General features: G+C 75.0%; 21 protein-coding genes and 1 pseudogene. 4 read left to right on the forward strand and 18 right to left on the reverse strand.

Going from position 1 to position 17,935, the window contains the following annotated elements; all coding sequences use genetic code 11:
* A partial coding sequence (tsf, locus tag AB7J25_RS21420) for a translation elongation factor Ts (RefSeq protein WP_428511392.1) occupies nt 1-698 on the reverse strand: 698 nt, incomplete at its 3' end.
* A 37-nt stretch (nt 699-735) separates the two neighbouring features.
* Entirely contained in the window at nt 736-1,611 is an 876-nt protein-coding gene (rpsB, locus tag AB7J25_RS21425; RefSeq protein WP_428511394.1) for a 30S ribosomal protein S2, read from the reverse strand.
* A gap of 741 nt (nt 1,612-2,352) precedes the next feature.
* Between rpsB and AB7J25_RS21430 the strand changes: the two genes are divergently transcribed.
* A complete protein-coding gene (locus AB7J25_RS21430) occupies nt 2,353-2,886 on the forward strand; it encodes a M23 family metallopeptidase (RefSeq protein ID WP_428511396.1) in 534 nt (177 codons plus the stop codon).
* A gap of 477 nt (nt 2,887-3,363) precedes the next feature.
* Here the strand turns inward: AB7J25_RS21430 and AB7J25_RS21435 are convergent, their stop codons facing one another.
* From AB7J25_RS21435 to AB7J25_RS21495, 13 genes and pseudogenes are all read right to left on the reverse strand, one after another.
* Nucleotides 3,364-4,278, reverse strand: a complete 915-nt coding sequence (locus AB7J25_RS21435) for a tyrosine-type recombinase/integrase (RefSeq protein WP_428511398.1) — start codon at nt 4,276-4,278, stop codon at nt 3,364-3,366.
* Between the two features lie 99 nt (nt 4,279-4,377).
* A complete protein-coding gene (dprA, locus tag AB7J25_RS21440; RefSeq protein WP_428511400.1) occupies nt 4,378-5,511 on the reverse strand; it encodes a DNA-processing protein DprA in 1,134 nt (377 codons plus the stop codon).
* Nucleotides 5,508-7,016, reverse strand: coding sequence for a YifB family Mg chelatase-like AAA ATPase (locus AB7J25_RS21445; RefSeq protein ID WP_428511402.1), 1,509 nt, complete (start codon nt 7,014-7,016; stop codon nt 5,508-5,510). Before AB7J25_RS21445 ends, dprA begins: the two co-directional genes overlap by 4 nt.
* Nucleotides 7,016-7,372 carry a YraN family protein gene (locus AB7J25_RS21450; protein ID WP_428511404.1) on the reverse strand — a complete coding sequence of 119 codons (357 nt, stop codon included), beginning with the start codon at nt 7,370-7,372 and terminating at the stop codon, nt 7,016-7,018. The genes AB7J25_RS21445 and AB7J25_RS21450 overlap by 1 nt, the downstream gene beginning before the upstream one ends.
* 82 nt (nt 7,373-7,454) lie before the next feature.
* Entirely contained in the window at nt 7,455-7,778 is a 324-nt protein-coding gene (locus AB7J25_RS21455; protein WP_428511406.1) for a DUF2469 domain-containing protein, read from the reverse strand.
* Nucleotides 7,775-8,569 (reverse strand): ribonuclease HII, encoded by a 795-nt coding sequence (locus AB7J25_RS21460; protein WP_428511408.1) that lies wholly within the window; start codon nt 8,567-8,569, stop codon nt 7,775-7,777. The genes AB7J25_RS21455 and AB7J25_RS21460 overlap by 4 nt, the downstream gene beginning before the upstream one ends.
* A gap of 19 nt (nt 8,570-8,588) precedes the next feature.
* Nucleotides 8,589-10,007 (reverse strand): signal peptidase I, encoded by a 1,419-nt coding sequence (gene lepB, locus AB7J25_RS21465; RefSeq protein ID WP_428511410.1) that lies wholly within the window; start codon nt 10,005-10,007, stop codon nt 8,589-8,591.
* Nucleotides 10,008-10,737: 730 nt separating this feature from the next.
* Nucleotides 10,738-11,097, reverse strand: a complete 360-nt coding sequence (rplS, locus tag AB7J25_RS21470) for a 50S ribosomal protein L19 (protein ID WP_428511412.1) — start codon at nt 11,095-11,097, stop codon at nt 10,738-10,740.
* A gap of 165 nt (nt 11,098-11,262) precedes the next feature.
* Nucleotides 11,263-12,000: pseudogene (gene trmD, locus AB7J25_RS21475) on the reverse strand (tRNA (guanosine(37)-N1)-methyltransferase TrmD); the annotation flags it as partial.
* Between the two features lie 68 nt (nt 12,001-12,068).
* Nucleotides 12,069-12,695, reverse strand: a complete 627-nt coding sequence (rimM, locus tag AB7J25_RS21480; protein WP_428511414.1) for a ribosome maturation factor RimM — start codon at nt 12,693-12,695, stop codon at nt 12,069-12,071.
* Nucleotides 12,673-12,912: an RNA-binding protein gene (locus AB7J25_RS21485; RefSeq protein ID WP_428511416.1), complete on the reverse strand. Its 240-nt coding sequence runs from the start codon at nt 12,910-12,912 to the stop codon at nt 12,673-12,675. Before AB7J25_RS21485 ends, rimM begins: the two co-directional genes overlap by 23 nt.
* Nucleotides 12,909-13,370: a 30S ribosomal protein S16 gene (gene rpsP, locus AB7J25_RS21490; RefSeq protein ID WP_428511418.1), complete on the reverse strand. Its 462-nt coding sequence runs from the start codon at nt 13,368-13,370 to the stop codon at nt 12,909-12,911. The genes AB7J25_RS21485 and rpsP overlap by 4 nt, the downstream gene beginning before the upstream one ends.
* 212 nt (nt 13,371-13,582) lie before the next feature.
* Nucleotides 13,583-14,680 carry a lysostaphin resistance A-like protein gene (locus tag AB7J25_RS21495; RefSeq protein WP_428511420.1) on the reverse strand — a complete coding sequence of 366 codons (1,098 nt, stop codon included), beginning with the start codon at nt 14,678-14,680 and terminating at the stop codon, nt 13,583-13,585.
* Nucleotides 14,681-14,863: 183 nt separating this feature from the next.
* On the opposite strand from AB7J25_RS21495, the gene AB7J25_RS21500 reads away from it, so the two are divergent.
* Complete coding sequence (locus AB7J25_RS21500; RefSeq protein WP_428511422.1) at nt 14,864-15,244, forward strand: hypothetical protein; 381 nt, start codon at nt 14,864-14,866, stop codon at nt 15,242-15,244.
* A 15-nt stretch (nt 15,245-15,259) separates the two neighbouring features.
* Here the strand turns inward: AB7J25_RS21500 and AB7J25_RS21505 are convergent, their stop codons facing one another.
* Nucleotides 15,260-15,691, reverse strand: coding sequence for a nucleoside kinase (locus tag AB7J25_RS21505; protein WP_428511424.1), 432 nt, complete (start codon nt 15,689-15,691; stop codon nt 15,260-15,262).
* 219 nt (nt 15,692-15,910) lie between these two features.
* Nucleotides 15,911-16,297, reverse strand: a complete 387-nt coding sequence (locus tag AB7J25_RS21510; RefSeq protein WP_428511426.1) for a zf-TFIIB domain-containing protein — start codon at nt 16,295-16,297, stop codon at nt 15,911-15,913.
* Between the two features lie 128 nt (nt 16,298-16,425).
* Here AB7J25_RS21510 and AB7J25_RS21515 point away from each other — a divergent pair, with 128 nt between their 5' ends.
* On the forward strand, nt 16,426-17,100 hold the full coding sequence (locus tag AB7J25_RS21515; protein WP_428511428.1) for an MBL fold metallo-hydrolase: 675 nt from the start codon (nt 16,426-16,428) through the stop codon (nt 17,098-17,100).
* Nucleotides 17,101-17,157: 57 nt separating this feature from the next.
* Here the strand turns inward: AB7J25_RS21515 and AB7J25_RS21520 are convergent, their stop codons facing one another.
* Nucleotides 17,158-17,520 carry a type II toxin-antitoxin system HicA family toxin gene (locus AB7J25_RS21520; protein ID WP_428511430.1) on the reverse strand — a complete coding sequence of 121 codons (363 nt, stop codon included), beginning with the start codon at nt 17,518-17,520 and terminating at the stop codon, nt 17,158-17,160.
* A gap of 54 nt (nt 17,521-17,574) precedes the next feature.
* Between AB7J25_RS21520 and AB7J25_RS21525 the strand changes: the two genes are divergently transcribed.
* Complete coding sequence (locus AB7J25_RS21525) at nt 17,575-17,715, forward strand: hypothetical protein (protein WP_428511432.1); 141 nt, start codon at nt 17,575-17,577, stop codon at nt 17,713-17,715.
* The last annotated feature ends 220 nt before the right edge of the window (nt 17,716-17,935 follow it).

Genomic DNA, 17,935 nt, shown 5'->3' on the forward strand with positions numbered 1-17,935 from the left:
TCCTTGTAGAAGCCGTTGATGCGGCCCTCGACGATGCGCGGCAGCACCTGCTCCGGCTTGCCCTCCTCGCGGGCCGTGGCCTCGGCGATGCGGCGCTCGTTCTCCACCACGTCGCCCGGGACCTGGTCGCGGGTCGTGTACTGCGGACGGGCCGCCGCCACCTGCATCGCGACCCCGCGCGCCACCTCGTCGTTCGCGCCGTCGAAGGAGACGATCGCGCCGATCGCGGGCGGCAGGTCGGTGGCACGGCGGTGCAGGTAGAGCGCCACCGGGCCGTCGATGTGGATGTAGCGGCGCAGCTCCAGCTTCTCGCCGATGCGGGCCGACAGGGCCTGCACCGCGTCCGCGACCGTGCTGCCGTCCAGCTCCAGCGCCTTGAGCGCGTCGAGGTCGTCGGGCTTCTCGGCCACGGCGACCTGGAGGATCTTCTGGGCGAGCGCCTGGAAGTCGTCGCTCTTCGCGACGAAGTCCGTCTCGCAGTTCAGCTCGACCATCGTGCCGCCGGAAGCCGCGACCAGGCCGTTCGAGGTGGCGCGCTCCGCGCGCTTGCCCACGTCCTTGGCACCCTTGATGCGCAGGAGCTCGACGGCCTTCTCCAGGTCGCCCGCGGACTCCTCGAGGGCCTTCTTGCAGTCCATCATGCCCGCGCCGGTGAGCTCGCGGAGCCGCTTCACGTCCGCGGCGGTGTAGTTCGCCATCGTCCTACTCGTCCTCGTCCTACTCGTCCTTGGCTCGTCAGCCGGCGTTCTGCTGGGTGCCGTTGGTGCTGGCTCCGGCCGGCTCGGGGGTGCCACTGGCGGAGGCGAGGCTCGCGCCGTCCGAACCGGCACCGCTGGCGAGCAGCTCCTGCTCCCACTCGGCCAGCGGCTCGTCGCCCGCCACGCCCTCCGGCTTCTCCCCGCCGTCGCCGCCGCGAGCGCGTGCGGCCCGCTGCATCAGCCCGTCCGCCGCCGCCTGCGCCACGACGCGGGTGAGCAGGGCCGCCGACCGGATCGCGTCGTCGTTGCCCGGGATCGGGTAGTCGACCTCGTCCGGGTCGCAGTTCGTGTCGAGGATCGACACCACCGGGATGCCCAGCTTGCGGGCCTCGCCCACGGCGATGTGCTCCTTCTTGGTGTCGACCACCCAGATCGCGCTGGGGACCTTCGCCATGTCGCGGATGCCGCCGAGGGTCTTCTCGAGCTTGTCCTTCTCGCGGGTGAGCATGAGGATCTCCTTCTTGGTGCGACCCTCGAAGCCACCCGTCTGCTCCATCGACTCCAGCTCCTTGAGGCGCTGCAGCCGCTTGTGCACGGTCTGGAAGTTCGTGAGCATCCCGCCGAGCCACCGCTGGTTGACGTACGGCATGTTGACCCGGCCCGCCTCGTCGGCGATGGCCTCCTGCGCCTGCTTCTTCGTGCCGACGAACATGATCGTGCCGCCGTGCGCCACCGTCTCGCGCACGAACTCGTACGCGCGGTCGATGTAGGACAGCGTCTGCTGCAGGTCGATGATGTAGATGCCGTTGCGCTCGGTGAGGATGTAGCGCTTCATCTTCGGGTTCCAGCGGCGGGTCTGGTGGCCGAAGTGGACACCCGAGTCCAGCAGCTGCTTCATGGTGACGACGGCCATGGCCGGTGCTCACCCGTCCTTCCGCGGCGCTGCCGGGCAGCCACCGCGATCGCGGTTGTCGCGGTCCGCCGGTCGGCGGCACCGCCCTGGCGTCCGCTTCGGCGACCGGAACCCGTCCACTCCTCCGAGGAGTCGGTGCGGGACCGCCCGATCGCCGTCGCCCCGGAGGAAACGGGGCGCGCGAGCGCGCGAAGTCACCCGCGGCAGCGGGTGCACCGGCGAGTGTACGCCCGGCGGCGTCCTCCCCCGACGGCGGAGTCCGCGGTTGTCCACCTCGCGCCGGCTGATCCACAGCCGGCGCCATGGGGGTGTCGGCGACCGCCGCGGTAGGCCCAGTCTGGCCGGGTGGACGGACGGGGTTGGTGGGCACGGCGGTTCGTGTGGATCGTACGGTTCGTCGTGGTCGCGCTGCAGCTGGCGCTGGCGCTGCAGGTGGCGGGTCCGGCTCTGGTGGTGGGGGCGGGTCCGGCGGCGGGGGCGGGTCCGGCGGCGGGGGCGGGGGCGGGTCCGGCCTTGCTGGCGGGAGCGGGTCCGGGTGCGCTGCAGGTGGCGGGTCCGGCCGCGCTGGCGAGAGCACGTTCGGCCGCTTTGGCAGGTGCGGGGCGGACCGCGCCGGCGGAAGCGGATCCGGGCACGCTGGCGGGAGCGGTAAGGGCGGCAGCACCCGTGCCGGGTCCGCGTATCCCACCGACGGCAGCTACCCCGCCGGTCTCGGCCGCCGGTGGCGCTGATCCTCCCGTGGTGCCGGCTGCACACGCCGCGACCGCGCCGGCGCCCGACCCTCCCGGGGACACCGCGACCCCTGACCCGCCCGAGCCGCCTCCGGGGGCCGGGGTGGTCGCGCCGGGTGCGTCCTACGCGTGGCCGCTACTGCCGCCGCCCGCCGTGCTCACCGCGTTCGACGAGCCGGACTTCCGGTTCGGTCGCGGTCACCGTGGGGTCGACCTCGCGGGCACACCGGGACAACCCGTGCTCGCCGCCGCCGACGGCGTCGTCGTCCACGCGGGCGTGCTCGCCGGCCGGGGGGTCGTGTCCGTCCTGCACGCCGACGGCCTGCGCACCACCTACGAGCCGGTGACGGCGGCGGTCACGGCAGGTGCTGCGGTGCGGCGCGGCATCGTGCTCGGCACGCTCGACGCGGGTCATCCCGGCTGTCCGGGCGCCTGCCTGCACTGGGGCGTGCGCCGGGACCGGTGGGACTACCTCGATCCCCTCGTGCTCCTCCGCCCGCCGCACGTGCGGCTCCTGCCCACACCCGAGCCGTGGCCGCTGTGACCGCGGAGCTGTCCGGCGCCGTGCGTCGTCGGGGACGGCACCGGGGCGCCCGGGGACCCACCGGCCACGTCACGCCCGCGGTCGCACACACCTCCCTGCGGTCGCACATATCTCGCGGTGTTCACACATACCGCCGGCGGTGTGTGCGACACCCCGGCGGTGTGTGCGACCGCTCGAACATGTGTGCGACGGGCCGGTCGCACGGCCCCAGCGGAGGCGGGTGGCCGGGGGGTGCGCAGGCGCCGACCCCTGACCCCCGACCACGAGCCGCTCGCTGGAACCGGTGACCAACCCTGCCAGCGCGGCGAGGTCACCCCCGGCAGCCCGACCGACGACCGAGCCGACCTCCTGCCGACGGCCGCCGCGCCACCCCCACCCCCCTCGGAGGCGGGCGGCCGGGCAGTACCCCGACCCCCGACCCCTGACCGACGAGCGCGCCGACCCGTCGGCCCCAACGACCCCTGAGCCCGGGCCGCCTCAGGCCCTCGGGTGCGCCTGCTCGTGCGCTGCCCGCAGCCGTTCGACCGTGACGTGCGTGTAGAGCTGCGTGCTGGCCAGCTGCGCGTGGCCGAGCAGCTCCTGCACAAACCGCAGATCCGCACCCCGTTCGAGCATGTGGGTGGCCGCGGCGTGCCGCAGGCCGTGCGGCCCGGTCGCGGGGGTTCCCGGCGCCGCCGAGACCGCGTCACGCACCGTCGCCCGGACGATCCGCTGATCCAGCCGTCCGCCCCGGGCGCCGAGCAGCAGCGCGGGCGGCGACGACGGCGTCACGAGCGTGGCGCGCGCGTCCGGGAGCCAGCGGTCCAGCGCCCGGGCCGCGGGCACGCCGTAGGGGACCGTCCGTTCGCGCGCGCCCTTGCCGAGGACCCGCAGCGTGCGGCGGGACCGGTCGACATCGTCGATGTCGAGCGCGCACAGCTCGCCGACCCGGATGCCGGTGCCGTAGAGCACCTCCAGCGCCACCAGGTCCCGCACGGCCAGCGGGTCGCCCTCGGCCGCGCCCGCCGTCGCCGCGTCCAGCACCACCCGCATCGTGTCGCCGTCCGGCACCGCGGGGAGTGCCGCTGTGGCCCGCGGTGACGACAGCCGCGCCGCCGGGTCCGCGGCGAGCAGGCCCGCCCGGTGCGCCCAGGCGGTGAAGGTCCGCGCCGCCGCCGCGCGGCGGGCCAGCGTGGCGCGGCTCGCGCCCCCGGCGTGCTGGGCGGCGAGCCAGCGCCGCAGGGCCCCGAGATCCAGTGCTGCGACGGACGGCACCGTCGCGAGCAGACCGGTGAGATCGCCGATGTAAGCCCGGATGGTGTGCGCCGACCGCCCCCGCTCCCGGTCGAGGTGGATGCGGAACCGCTCCAGCGCAGCGGCCGCATCGGCGGGAAGCGGCGGAGGCGTGGGCATGCGACGCACCGTCGCGCCCGGACCGGTGCGGGTCAAGCACCGCGGCCGCCGCGTCGCCCCTCGGACGGCCTGTTCGGACATCCGGGACACGCGGCCCGGTCAGGCGCGCGACACGACCCGCCGCCAGCCCTCGTCGCACAACTCGGCCAGCCCGCGCCGCTCGAGGTCGACGAGCGCCCTGCGGACCTCCTCGGTGGTGAGCGCGGCCTCCATCGCGATCCAGCGGGTGTCGCGCGCGCCACGCGAGGGGAGCGCGTCGTGCACCAGGGCCGCACCCCGGTCCAGACCGTCCACCGGACCGGCAGGCGGCGCCTCCTCGGGACTTGCCAGGTCGAGCCCGATCCGGCCGACGACCTCCAGCACCTCCTCGGTGCGGGTGACGAGCACCGCGCCGCGGCGGATCAGCTGGTGGCAGCCCGCGGCCGCGCCGTCCGTGACCCGGCCGGGCACCGCCATCACCGGACGTCCGAGCGCGGCCGTGTCGCCCGCCGTGCGGGCCGCCCCGCTGCGCAATCCCGCCTCGACCACCACCGTGCCCGCGGCGAGGCCCGCGATGAGCCGGTTGCGGACGAGGAAGCGGTGCCGGGCCGGCACCGAGCCCGGCGGGTACTCGCTCACGACCAGAGCGGTGGCCGCGATCCGGCCGAGGAGGGTGTCGTGGGCCGCCGGGTAGGCGCGGTCGATCCCGCAGGCGAGCACCGCGATCGTCGGGCCGTCCACGGCGAGGGCGCCGCGGTGCGCCGCGCCGTCGATGCCCAGGGCCGCCCCCGACACCACGGTGAACCCGCGGTCGGCCGCTCCCGCCGCAAGCTCGCCCGACACGTGGCTCCCGTAGCCGGTGGCGTTGCGGGACCCCACGATCGCCACGGCGCTGCCGGTGAGCTCGTCCAGCCGCCCGGGCCCCCGCGCCCACAGCGCAAGGGGCGCGGCGAGCTCCTCGTCAGGGCAGCGGTCCAGCGGCAGGAACGTCCAGTGCGGCCACTCCTCGTCCTCGGGCACCACCAGGCGCGCTCCGCACCCGGCCGCGGCGGCGAGATCGGCCGCCGCCCGGTCGACCGTGCGCCGCGCCGCCGTGCGCTTCGCGACCGCCTCGGGCACCTCGCCGCGCCGGATCCGTGCCGCCGCCTCGACCGGCCCCACCTCGGCGACGAACGCGACCACCGGCGCCGCGGGCGGCTCGGCCACCCGCGACAGGTAGGCCCGGGCGACCCGGACCTGCTCGGTCGGGGTCATGCCACTCTCCGGTCCCGGTAGTAGAGCGCGCTCTCGACCTCGTCCGGCCCGGGCCGCTCCAGGCCCGCGAGGTCGCCGATGCTCCACGCGACCCGCAGCGCGCGGTCGGCACCCCGGGCGGTCAGCTCACCCGCCCGCAACGCCCGGTCCAGCGGACGGACGGCCGCTCGCGGCAGCGCGAAGGGCCCGCGCAGCGCCGGGCCGGGCACCTCGTTGTTCGATCGCCACCCGTGCGTGGCCCAGCGCTCGAGTGCCGCGGAGCGAGCTGTGAGCACCCGCTCCCGCACGGTGGCGGTGTCCTCGGACCGCCCCGACGGCGCCGCGAACCCGGTGACGGGCAGCATCCGGGCTCGCAGGTCGACGCGGTCCAGCAGCGGCCCGGAGAGCCGCCCGAGGTAGCGGCGCCGCGTGAGCGACGAGCACAGGCAGTCCCGATCCAGCGCGGGCGCGCACGGGCACGGGTTGGCGGCGAGCACCAGCTGGAACCGTGCCGGGTAGGTGACGGTGCCACCGGAGCGCGCGAGCCGCACCTCACCCTCCTCCAGCGGCGTGCGCAGCGCGTCGAGCAGGTGGGCCTTGAGCTCGGGGGCCTCGTCGACGAACAGGACTCCGCGGTGGGCGAGCGAGACCGCACCCGGCCGCGCGATCCGGCTGCCGCCGCCGATGAGTGCTGCCATCGAGCTGGAGTGGTGCGGCGCCACCATCGGCGCGACCGTCGACAGCGGACCGTCCGCCGGCAGCGCCCCGGCGACCGAACGGATGGACGCGAGCTCCAGCGCCTCGTCCGGCGCGAGCCTCGGCAGCAGCCCGACGAGCCGGCGCGCCAGCATCGTCTTGCCACTGCCGGGCGGACCGACGAGCAGCAGGTGGTGCCCGCCAGCCGCCGCGATCTCGAGCGCGCGCCGCCCGTCCTCCTGCCCCACCACGTCCGCGAGATCGGGCGCCGACTCGACCCCCGCGCGAACGGCCGGGTCGGGCGCCCGCAGCACGCCTTCGCCGCGCAGCCAGAGCAGGACCTCGCCGAGCGTCGCCGCGCCGTGGACCTCGACCCCCTCCACGAGTGCCGCCTCGGCGAGCGCCGCCACCGGCACGACGACGCGGCGCAGCCCCGCCCGGCGGGCCGCCAGCAGGCACGGCAGCACCCCCGGGACGGTGCGCAACCGCCCGTCCAGCGCCAGCTCGCCGATCAGCAGCGTGGAGTCCAACGCGGTCTGTGGCACGACGTCCTTCGCCGCGAGCACCGCGCAGGCGAGACCGAGGTCGAACCCGGCGCCGGTCTTGCGGATCGTGGCGGGCGAGAGTGCCAGCAGGATCCGCTCCCCCGGCCAGGACCGCCCGGAGTTGACGACCGCCGCGCGGACGCGGTCGCGCGACTCGTTGAGGACCGCGTCCGGCAGTCCGACCAGGTGCAGCCCCGGCAGGCCGCCACCGACGTCCGCCTCGATCTCGACCAGGTGCCCGGCGACGCCGTGCAGCGTGACGGCCCACGCCCGCGCGAGCCCCATCAGAACGCCGCCTCGAAGTGCTGCAGCGTCGTCGGGCGGCCGGGCTCGGCGACGACCGCGACGACGTCGAACCGCACCTCCGTCCACCCGACGCCGCGGGTGGTCAACCACGCCTGCGCGGCCCGCCGCACCTTGACCGCCTTGCGGGGTGTCACCGCCTCGGCGGGCTCACCGAACCGCGTGCACGAGCGGGTCTTGACCTCGCACACCACGAGGCGCTCGCCCTGGACGCAGACCACGTCCAGCTCACCCTCGCGACACCGCCAGTTGCGGTCCAGCACGACGAGACCGCGTCGTTCCAGGTACTCGACGGCGATGTCCTCGCCGTGGCGGCCCAGCTCGTCCTTCGCTGTCATGCCCTCCAGGCTGGGGCGTGCGAGGGGTCCGGCGCACCCCCTTCATCGTCTCCTGTGGACAACTCGGGGCGAGGTGGACAACTCAGCTGCCGAACTGGTTGCCCTCCGGCAGCCGCAGGTCCGGCTTGTCGAGCTCCTCGACATTGACGTCCTTGAACGTGAGGACCCGGACGTTCTTCACGAAGCGCGCCGGGCGGTACATGTCCCACACCCATGCGTCCGACATCCGCAGCTCGAAATAGATCTCACCGTCGGCGTTGCGGGCGTCGAGCTGCACCGAGTTGGCGAGGTAGAACCGGCGCTCGGTCTCCACGACATAGGCGAACTGGGACACGATGTCCCGGTACTCCTTGTAGAGCGTGAGCTCCATCTCGGTCTCGTACTTCTCGAGATCCTCCGCACTCACGACGGTGCCCCTTCGACGTCCACGATCCCGGCCGCAGCCACGTCTACGGCCACGACCTCGCCCCCATTGTCCACCAGTCCCGCCTCGCGCCCGACGAGGGACCGCACGTTGACGAACGAGTACCGGTGCACGGGGCTCGGCCCGAGCAGGGCCAGCGCGGCATCGTGCGCCGGAGTGCAGTAGCCCTTGTGCTCGGCGAACCCGTAGCCGGGGTGCTCGGTGTCCAGCGCGGTGAGGATCCGGTCCCTCGTCACCTTCGCGAGCACGGACGCCGCCGCCACGCACGCCGCCGCCTGGTCGCCCTTCGGCACCGCGAGCGCGGGCCTGCCGAACCCGCGCACCGCGAACCCGTCGGTGAGCACGTAGCCGGGCGGCTGCGCGAGCGCCGCGACCGCGCGGCGCATGCCCTCGACGTTGGCGACGTGGACGCCGCGCCGGTCCACCTCCTCCGGCGGGATCACGACGATCGCGTGGTCCTGCGCGCGGCGGACGATCACCGCGAAGTACTCCGCACGGGCCGTGGGGGTGAGCAGCTTCGAGTCCGTGAGGCCCTCCAGACGGCGGGCGTCACCGGGGCGCAGCACGCACGCAGCGACGACCAGGGGGCCGGCACACGCCCCTCGGCCCGCCTCGTCCACCCCGGCGACCGGGCCGAGGCCGTGGCGGTGCAGCGTGGCCTGCAGCGTCCAGTTGCCCGCCGACCGGCGCACGACGGCGCGATCGGGCCGCCAGGGCAGGTCGAGACGCTGCTTCTGCGGGCGCCGGGCCGGACGGGTCGTGCGAGCGGGCATGCGGGCGGGTCGTCCCGGTTCAGCCGCGGGGCCGGGGGCGGCCGGGCAGGAACTCGTCGGGGCCGTCCGGGTCGGTCCAGCGCGCCCGCCGGCGCCACCAGAGGGGCAGGGCGACGAGCAGGCCGACCGCCGTCGGAGCGCCGACGTCCGGCGATGCACCCATGCCCACGGCCGGGGCCTGCGGGTTGACCGCCTCGATCGACGACACCCGCGTGACGGGCAGCACGATGAACTGGGCCTTGCCGATCACGTTGTCGATCGGGACGGGACCGTGGCCGGTGGCCCGGGAGTCCGCCGAGTTGTTGCGGCTGTCGCCCATCATCCACAGGTAGCCGCGGGGCACCACGTACGGCCCGAAGCCCTGCTGGAGCGCCCGGCCCGCCTCGGGGAGGTAGTAGATGTAGGGCTCCTCCAGAGGCTCGCCGTCGACGAGCACGCGGTTCGCCGCGTCGCAGCACTGCACCGTCTGCCCGCCCACCGCGATAACCCGCTTGACGAAGTCCTTCTCGTTGGGCGGCGCGAGCCCGATCAGCGAGCCGAACTGCTGCAGGCCGCGCAGGATCGCGCTGTCCGGCGGATCCACCTCGACCTCGCTGGCCCAGCTGTCCGGGCCGCGGAAGACGACGACGTCTCCGGGCTGCGGCTCGCCGAACCGGTAGCTGACCTTGTCGACGAGCACCCGGTCGTTCACGCACCCGGTGCAGCCGTGCAGCGTGGTCTCCATCGACCCGGACGGGATCACGTAGACCTTCGCCAGGAACGTCTGGATGAGGAAGGTGAGCATGAGCGCCACCACCACGAGCAGCGGCAGCTCCTTCCAGAACGCCGGGCGGCGACGGCGCCCCGACTTCGGCCGCCGGGTGCCCTTCGCGGGCCTGGTCCGGTAGGACGAGGCCGGTCGCTCGTCCGCGGACTCGCCAGCCCGGCGACGCCGTCGGGCGGGTTCGCCGGAGGCGGGCTCGGCGGGCGCCTGCTCCTCGGCCGCGTCCGGCGCACCGGGATCCCCCGACGGCGGGTCGGCAGGCGGGTCGGCGAGCGACTCGGCCGGGGCGGGCCCCGGGACGGCGCCCTCGGGGGCCTCGACGGCCGCGAAAGCCTCCGTCTCGACGGCGTCGGCGACGCCGCCGAGGTCGGTCGTGGGACGGTCGTCGGCGGGCGGAGCGGGCGGACGCAGCGGCGTCCGGACGGGAATGGCGCGCCCGACCCGGTGGGCGCCGATGCGCAGGGGCGGAGCCTGCCTGCCGTGGCGGGGCGCACCGGGGCCGGTGCCGTTGCGGTTCGGGGACGTGCCGTTGCGCCCCGGCACCTCGCCGTTCGGCGGGAACCCGGGCGCGCCGACCGGAGGCGGGCCGCCCGGACCGGACGGTGCGCCGGGCGTGCCGGTGCCGCCACCATGGCCACCGCGCGACCCCGGGCCGCCAGCGCCGCGGCCGGGCACGTCGGAACGTCCGTCGCGACCGCCTGGAGCTCCCGGCCCCGCGCCGGTGGAGCCGGGCATCCGGCCATCCGCCATTGCGCCGCCGGGTGCGCCGGGTGCGCCGGGTGCGCCGGGGCGGTCGTACCGTCCGTCGGGGCCGCCGTCGTTGCGGGCGGGGGCGGCCGGCCGATCGGGTCCGCGCCCGGTCGTGTCGCGGGTGCCGGCGGCCCGGCCGCCCGGGGTGGTGCTCGACCGGTTGCCGTTCGGGCCCCCACCGTTCGAGCTTCCGCCGTTCGGGCCCCCGCCGTTCGGGGCACTACCGTTCTGACGGTCGCCGTTCTGCCGGGCGCCGGGCGGTCCGTTGCCGTTCGGACCCGGCGCACCGTTCGGCATTCCCGCCCCGGAACCGCGCCTGCCGGAGACCCCGCCCGCCGACGCGCGGCCGGGCGGAGTGCCGAGCCGCGCGGGCGGCGGTCCGTCCGCGGCGGGCGCGGCGTGCCGTCCCGTGCCGGACGGATGCTGTGGCACCCCCGCCGGCCGACCGCTCGCGGACGCACCGTGGCGGCCCTGATCGAGCCCGTCCGCCCGTGCCTCCACGGGCACGCCGGCCCCCGGGCCGTGTGGCGACACCTGCCCCCTCGTCGACCCGGCGCGCCGGGGTTCGGCCCGCCGCTCCTCGGGAAGCTCCGGTAGCGCCACGGCCACGAGGCTACGTCACCTGTGTCGATTCAGCGTGAGCGATCGAACCCGTTCAGGACGCGGTGGGCGCCTCGCGCTTCTCCTTGATCTTGGCCGCCTTGCCGCGGAGCTCGCGCAGGTAGTACAGCTTCGCCCGGCGGACGTCGCCGCGGGTGAAGACCTCGATCTTGTCGATATTCGGGGAGTGCACCGGGAAGGTGCGCTCGACGCCGACACCGAACGACACCTTGCGGACGGTGAACGTCTCCCGGGCACCGGAGCCCTGCCGGCGGATCACCACACCCTGGAAGACCTGGATGCGGGAGCGGTTGCCCTCGATGACCTTCACGTGCACCTTCAGAGTGTCACCCGGGCGGAAGGCGGGGATGTCGGATCGCAGCGTCTGCGCGTCCAGGGCGTCCAGGGTGTTCATCGCGAAGGGTCCGTCCTCATGTCATCTGTCGCCGTCGTGCGGCGGCGCCGCTCCGTGCGGGGGTGCTGGCGCCGGGTGCGGCGGCTCGCAGGCGCCGGCCGCTGGCATCCGGTCCATAGTGCCAGACGCGTGCGGCGGGGACGACACCGGCCGGGCGGTGGCGCCGGTGGCGTCCAGCACGGCGCGGTCCGCGCGGTCCAGCGCGTCCGGCGGGAGCGCGTCGAGCAGGTCCGGGCGGCGTGCCGCGGTGCGTTCGAGGGCCCGGTCCCTGCGCCATCGGGCGATCGCGGCGTGGTTGCCGCTGCGCAGCACCGGCGGGACGGCGAGGCCCCGCCACGTCTCCGGCCGGGTGTATGCCGGGCCTTCGAGCAGCCCGTCCGAGAACGAGTCCTGTTCGGCGGACGCCGGGTTGCCCAGCACCCCCGGCAGGAGCCGGACCGTGGCCTCGACCATCACCAGCACCGCCACCTCGCCGCCGACGAGCACGTAGTCGCCGATGCTGACCTCCTCCACCGGGAGGGCCCGCGCGTAGTGGTCGACGACCCGCTGGTCGATCCCCTCGTACCGCCCGCAGGCGAACACGAGCCGCTCCTCCTCCGCCCAGCGGACGGCCGTCGCCTGTGTGAACGGGACGCCGGCCGGAGTGGGGACGACCAGCCGCGCGGGCCGCGGATCGGCGGCGAGCACGGCGTCGAGCGCCTCCCCCCACACCTGCGGCCGCATGACCATGCCCGGCCCGCCGCCGTACGGGGCGTCGTCGACGGCCTGGTGCACGTCGTGGGTCCAGTCCCGCAGGTCGTGCACCGCGACGTCGACCAGCCCGGCCGCGATCGCCCGTCCCAGCAGGGCCTCGCGCAAGGGCGCGAGGTAGCCGGGGAAGATCGTCACGACGTCGAACCGCACGGCGGCGATGCTCGCAGAGCCCTCTCCGGCCGGCCGAGGAGGGACCGGCTCACCGGGCGCCTGAGCAGTCAGTCCAGCAGACCCTCGGGGGGATCCAGCACGACGCGGCCGTCGCTCAGGTCGACGGTGGGCACGATCTCCCGCACGAAGGGGACGAGCGCGTCCGGCAGATCGGGCCGGGCGAGGACGAGCAGCTCACCCCCGGGGCCGTGGACGACCTCCCGGACGGTGCCGACCACCTCGCCGGACGCGAGCTCCGCCCGCAGGCCCTCGAGCTGGTGGACGTGGAACTCGTCGGGGTCCTCGATGGTCGGGAGAGCCCCGGCGTCCACCGTGAGCCGGGTGCCGCGCAGCGCCTCCGCCGACGCCCGGTCCGGCGCCTCGGCGAACGTCACGAGCAGGCGGCCCGAGTGCGGCCGCACGGACGCGACCGTGAGCACGGCGGCCGTCGTGCCCGGCCGCCACGCGTCGAGGCGGGCGCCCGGCGCGAACCGCTCGTCCGGGGAGTCCGTGCGCACCTCGACGGCGACCTCGCCGCGCAGGCCGTGCGCACGCGCGACGATCCCGACGAGCAGCGGGGTCGCGGTGACGTCGCCTTCGCTTCGCGAACGCTCGCTGCGGCCGCTCGGCGGTGTGGGAGGGCCGCCGCCCGGCGAACGCCCGTTCGCCGCCCTACCGGTCGGTGTCGACGACATCGACCCGCACACCCCGGCCACCGATGCCGTTCACGACGGTGCGCAGTGCCGTGGCGGTGCGGCCACCGCGGCCGATCACCTTGCCGAGGTCCTCGGGGTGGACGCGGACCTCGAGGGTGCGACCCCGCCGGGTGGTGACGAGGTCGACCTGCACCTCGTCCGGATGATCGACGATCCCCCGGACAAGGTGTTCCAGCGCGTCGGCCAGGACGCTCATTCGGCCGGAGCGTCCGAGGTGCCGGAGGCGTCCGCGCTGTCGGAGGCGCCCTCGTCGGCCTTCGGCCTGCGGTCGCCCTTCTTCCGGGGCGTGGTGGCCTCGGTGGTGGGCTCCTCGTTCGCGGCGGCGAGCGCCGCCTGGAAGCGGGCGAGCCTGTCGACCTTCTCCGGCTGCGGCTTGAGCGTGCCCTCGCCACCGGGCAGTCCCTTGAACCTCTGCCAGTCGCCCGTGATCTTCAGCAGGCTCTCGACGGACTCGGTGGGCTGGGCACCCACCCCCAGCCAGTACTGGACGCGCTCCGAGTCGATCTCGATCAGGCTCGGCTCGTTCTTCGGGTGGTACTTGCCGATCGTCTCGATCGCCCGGCCGCTGCGGCGGGTGCGGGCGTCTGCGACGACGACGCGGTAGTACGGCTGACGGATCTTGCCCAGACGCATCAGCTTGATCTTGACGGCCACGCTGGTTGGTGCTCCTCGCGAATCGGTGGTGCGGCAGTGAGGCCGCGCGGCTCGCGTGGGGTGACAAGCTGCACGTTCCTCGACGTCCTGGTGGCCGCGGCACGGTAGAGGGCCAGCCGCTGGACCGAAGGGCCATTGTGCCAGACGACCCGCCGAACGGTGAGCCCGCCCGAGCCCCGCTGCACGTCACCGCCTGTCAGGGCCGTTCGACGTCACGCCGGAGCGGGCAGCGGCACGCCGACGAGCATGAGGTAGAGGGCGATGCCGGGCAGCAGGTTGTTCACCGAGTGGGCGACGATGCTCGCCCCGAGCCGGCCGGTGATCAGCCTGGCGAGCCCGATGGGGATCGCGATCACGAGCAGCAGCGGCGCCCTGACCAGCTCGAAGTGGGCGAAGGCGAACACGACCGTCGTGATCACGAACGCGAGCCACGGCCCGGCGCCGAGCTTCTCCACCGCGCCCCACAGCAGGCCGCGGTAGAGGATCTCCTCGCAGAACGGCGCGACGAGCACCACCGCGACGAGCACCGCGAGCGCCACCGGCCACGGCGCCCGGAGGCCGTCGAGGGCGTCCCCGACCGCCGAGCTGACGTCCGGCCCGACGATCGCCACCCAGACGGCCGCCGCGGCCGTGCTGACGAACAGGCCCGCGAACCCCAGCCCGAGTCCGATGGCGACGTCGCGTCCCGACCAGGTGAGGCCCAGGTCGATCCGGGGACCGTTGCCGCGCAGCCACGTGACCGCCACGGCGACGGCGGCGGCCGCCAGAGTGGGCACGGCGGTGGCGACGACGAACACCCACACGTCCACCGGTGGGCCGTCGGAACCGAGCGAGCCGCCGATCAGGAGCACCCCCGCGGCGGCCGAGACGAGCAGGAACACCGCCTCGGCCAGGAGGAACGCGGGCAGGCCCCAGCGGTGGGTGCGCGGTGCGGCCGGGGCGGCGAGCGCCGCGAGGCCTCGGCGGGGCGGCGGCAGCCACGACCCGTACGGCCCGGGGGGCGCCTGCCGCAGCCCGGCGGGCGCGGCAGGCCAGGCTGCGTGAGGCCCCGCAGCGGGCTGCCCGGACCAGCTCCCGGCAGCGGGCGGCAACCCGGCGGGCGCGGCAGGCCACGACCCGGCGGCCTGCGTCGGCCCGGCCGCCGCACCCGCGTGCGAGACGGGAGCTCCGTCGACCCGGGCGGGCGCGCCCGCCGCCACGTCCGGCACGGTCCACGACGACGTCGGATCGGCCCACGGGCTCGGGGCCTCCGGCTGGGGTTCGGGCCCGCCCGGGGCGGCCCCGGGCGGCCCGCCGTCGGACACGGACACGTCACCGACGCTACCGGCAGTCCGGCCGCACGTGCCCGGACCGATCACCGGTGCCGATCGATGACGAAACGGTGACGTCCCCGGCTCCGGAATCGCTCTCGATCACTGCGGGCCCCGCGTCCCCTGTCAGGGTGGCCGCCTGCCGCGGGGGTCGCGGTCGACGATACGGAGGACGGTGGGCAGATGAACGGCCACTCGGAGGGCACGACGCAGGGCGGCTACGCAGCTCCCGGCCCGTACGCCCAGCAGGGCTTCCCGCAGCAACAGCAGGCATTCCCCCAGCAGCACGGCTACGCCCACCCGCAGGCCTACCCCCAGCAGGGCTACGTCGCGCCGCCCGCCGCCCCGGTGGCGCCGGGCAACACCCTGTCGATCTTGTCGATCATCCTGGGCGCGGTGGCCCTGATCGTCCTTCCGCCGCTGTTCGGCATCGCGGGCATCGTGTGCGCAAGCGTGGGGATCAAGAAGGGTGAGCGGCTGGCGAAGGTCGGCCTCGCCGTGTCGATCGCGGGCATGGTGCTCGGAATGGTGATCGGTTTCCTGGTGTTCGCGTCGCTCAGCTGACCGAGGACCGGGCGCTCAGCCGGACCTCGACACGGTGCCCAGCCAGGCCTCGACGCCGTCGGCCACGCCTGCGGCGTCGAGGCCTGCGGTGTCGAGGAGCGTGACGGGCGGATCGAGGGTCGCGGCGGCCCCGGCGAGCCAGGCGGCGTAGTCCAGGGTCTCGTCGATGCGCGGCACGTCCCATTCCCGCCACGCCGGGCGGGCACGCAGCCGCGCGGCGAGGACCTCGGCGGGCGCGGTGAGCGCGAGGTAGTGGATCCGCGAGAACAGGGCCCGTTCGGGGAGCGGCTCGAGCTCGGGCGGGACGACGGTGCCGCACAGCAGCACCGGTCGCCCGTTCTGGCCGATGGCGGCGGCGAGCCGTAGCCAGGCCGTGCGGAACCCGCGGTGGTCGTTCGCGGGATCGTCGAAGCCGGGCTGCCAGAGCAGGTCCTGCTCCAGCAGCACGAACCGGTCCGCGACGCGCGGGGCCAGCAGCCGGGCGACGGTGGACTTGCCCGTTGCGCTGGGCCCGGCGACGCAGTAGAGCGGCAGCCGCGCGAACGGTTCGCGGTGCCCGCAGGCGCCGCACCGCAGCGCTGCACCGTCCGGGCCCTCGACGACGTCCGGGCCGTCGCCGCGCTCACCGCAGACGGGGCAGATCTCGGGGTGCAGGGCCCGCCCCGCTCAGCCGAAGAGCTCGCCGAGGAACCCGCGCTTGCGGCCCTTGTACGGCCGGGGCGAGTCCCGGTGATGGCCCCCGTACGGCCGGGGCGAGTCGCGGTGGCCCGCGTGGCCGTACGGCTTCGGGGAGTCCGGGCGGCCCCGGTAGGGCCGCGGGGAGTCGGCGTAGTGCCCCGATCGACCGCCGTACGGGCGCGGCGAGTCCCCGTGCCCGCGCTGCGGGGCGTACCCGCCGCCGTAGAACCGCTGCTCCGCCGCGAGCATCTGCTCCAGCTCGCCGTGGTCGAGGAAGATCCCGCGGCACCGCTCGCACTGCTCGATGTGCAGGCCCTGCCGGTCGACGGTGTGCATGCGGCCCTGGCACTTGGGACAGATCACACGGTCGAGCATGGCAGAAGCACCGGCAACGCCACCGGCGGGACGGTCGGAGCCGGGCGGTCGCGGACCGCCGCCGGACCCCCGGACGCCGCGGACGCGAACGAGCGGCGATGCGCGCGAGGCGTCTAGGCTCCTGAGGCGTGGACGTCCTCGACACCTACAGCGGGCACACGGACCCGGGCGGCGCCGCGATCCGCCGCGACCTCGCGGCCGTGACGATCACCAAGGTCTCCGTCGGCCCGATGGACAACAACGCGTACCTGCTGGTCTGCAAGGCGACGAACGAAGCGCTGCTCATCGACGCCGCGAACGAGCCGGACCGCCTGGCCGACCTCGTCGGCTCCGGCGCCGACCGGCCCGAGCTGCGCACGGTGATCACCACCCACCGCCACGCCGACCACTGGCAGGCCCTCGGCGCGATCGCGGGCATGTTCGAGCCGCGCACGATCGCCCATCCCCTGGACGCGCCCGAGCTGCCGATCCCCACCGACGAGCTGGTCGAGGACGGCGGCGTGATCCGGTTCGGGGACGCCGAGCTGGAGGTCATCCACCTGCGCGGGCACACGCCGGGCTCGCTGGCGCTCGTCTACCGCGACGCGACCGGACCGCACCTGTTCAGCGCGGACAACCTGTTCCCGGGCGGCCCGGGCAAGACCTGGGACGAGGCGACGTTCACCCAGCTGATGGCCGACCTCGAGGAGCGTGTCTTCGGCACCCTGCCGGACGAGACGTGGGTGTACCCGGGCCACGGCGACGACACGACGCTCGGCGCCGAGCGGCCGTCGATCCCGGCCTGGAAGGAACGCGGCTGGTAGCCGGCATCACGCCCGGCCGCGGAACGGCCGGGAGCACCCCACGGACTCACCCGCCCCTCATCCGGGATCGGGTTCCGAGCGGGCCTCCATCGCACGCAGCGGTCGGCCTTCAGGGCTCCGCTCCGCGCGGGGGTGCAACGTCGCGCTCGGCTTGCCCGCGACGGTGGTCCGACCGGGCTTGGTCGGATGCTTGTGCTGACGGTGACTTCCGCGGACGACCACCAGGTACCAGCCGTCGGCTCCTGGGCACCTCGCCTCCAGCGTGTGAGGGATCACTGCTCGGCGCGCACGCTGTCCACGACCACCGACGATCTCCCCTGCAAGGGACTGCCCCGCTGCGGGCCGGTTGGGCCCGGACCGCCGTCGGCCGACCGGCGGACGGGACGTAGTCTGAACGGCATAGTGATCATCAGTGATCATCACTGATCATCAGTGGCGATGGTCGACCGTGATGTCCCGTCTCGAGGGAGCGCCATGTCCGACCCGACGCCCGTCCCGACCTTCGGGCCCGTCTCGCAGTCGACGCAGAAGGACCGCCGCATCGTCGTCGCCGACGATGTCGGACAGCGCATCCAGATGAGCCTCGCCCAGCTGGACGGCCTGGTCGCGAGCTGACACCGCGGCCCGACACCGCGGCGCAGTCGGTCCGGCGCCGGTCAGCGCCGGTCAGCGCCGGTCAGCGCCGCCGGGTGCGCGCGCGGCCGTAGCTGCCTGCCCCGATCCCCGCGAGGTAGAGGGCGACACACAGGAAACCCGCCGTGTTGAGCAGATCGGGGCCCACCGGTCCGAGCGCGAACGCGGCGAGCTGGAAGAGCAGCGAGATCCCGAACAGCGC

It is taken from the genome of Pseudonocardia sp., from assembly GCF_050246655.1.
Lineage (GTDB): Bacteria > Actinomycetota > Actinomycetes > Mycobacteriales > Pseudonocardiaceae > Pseudonocardia.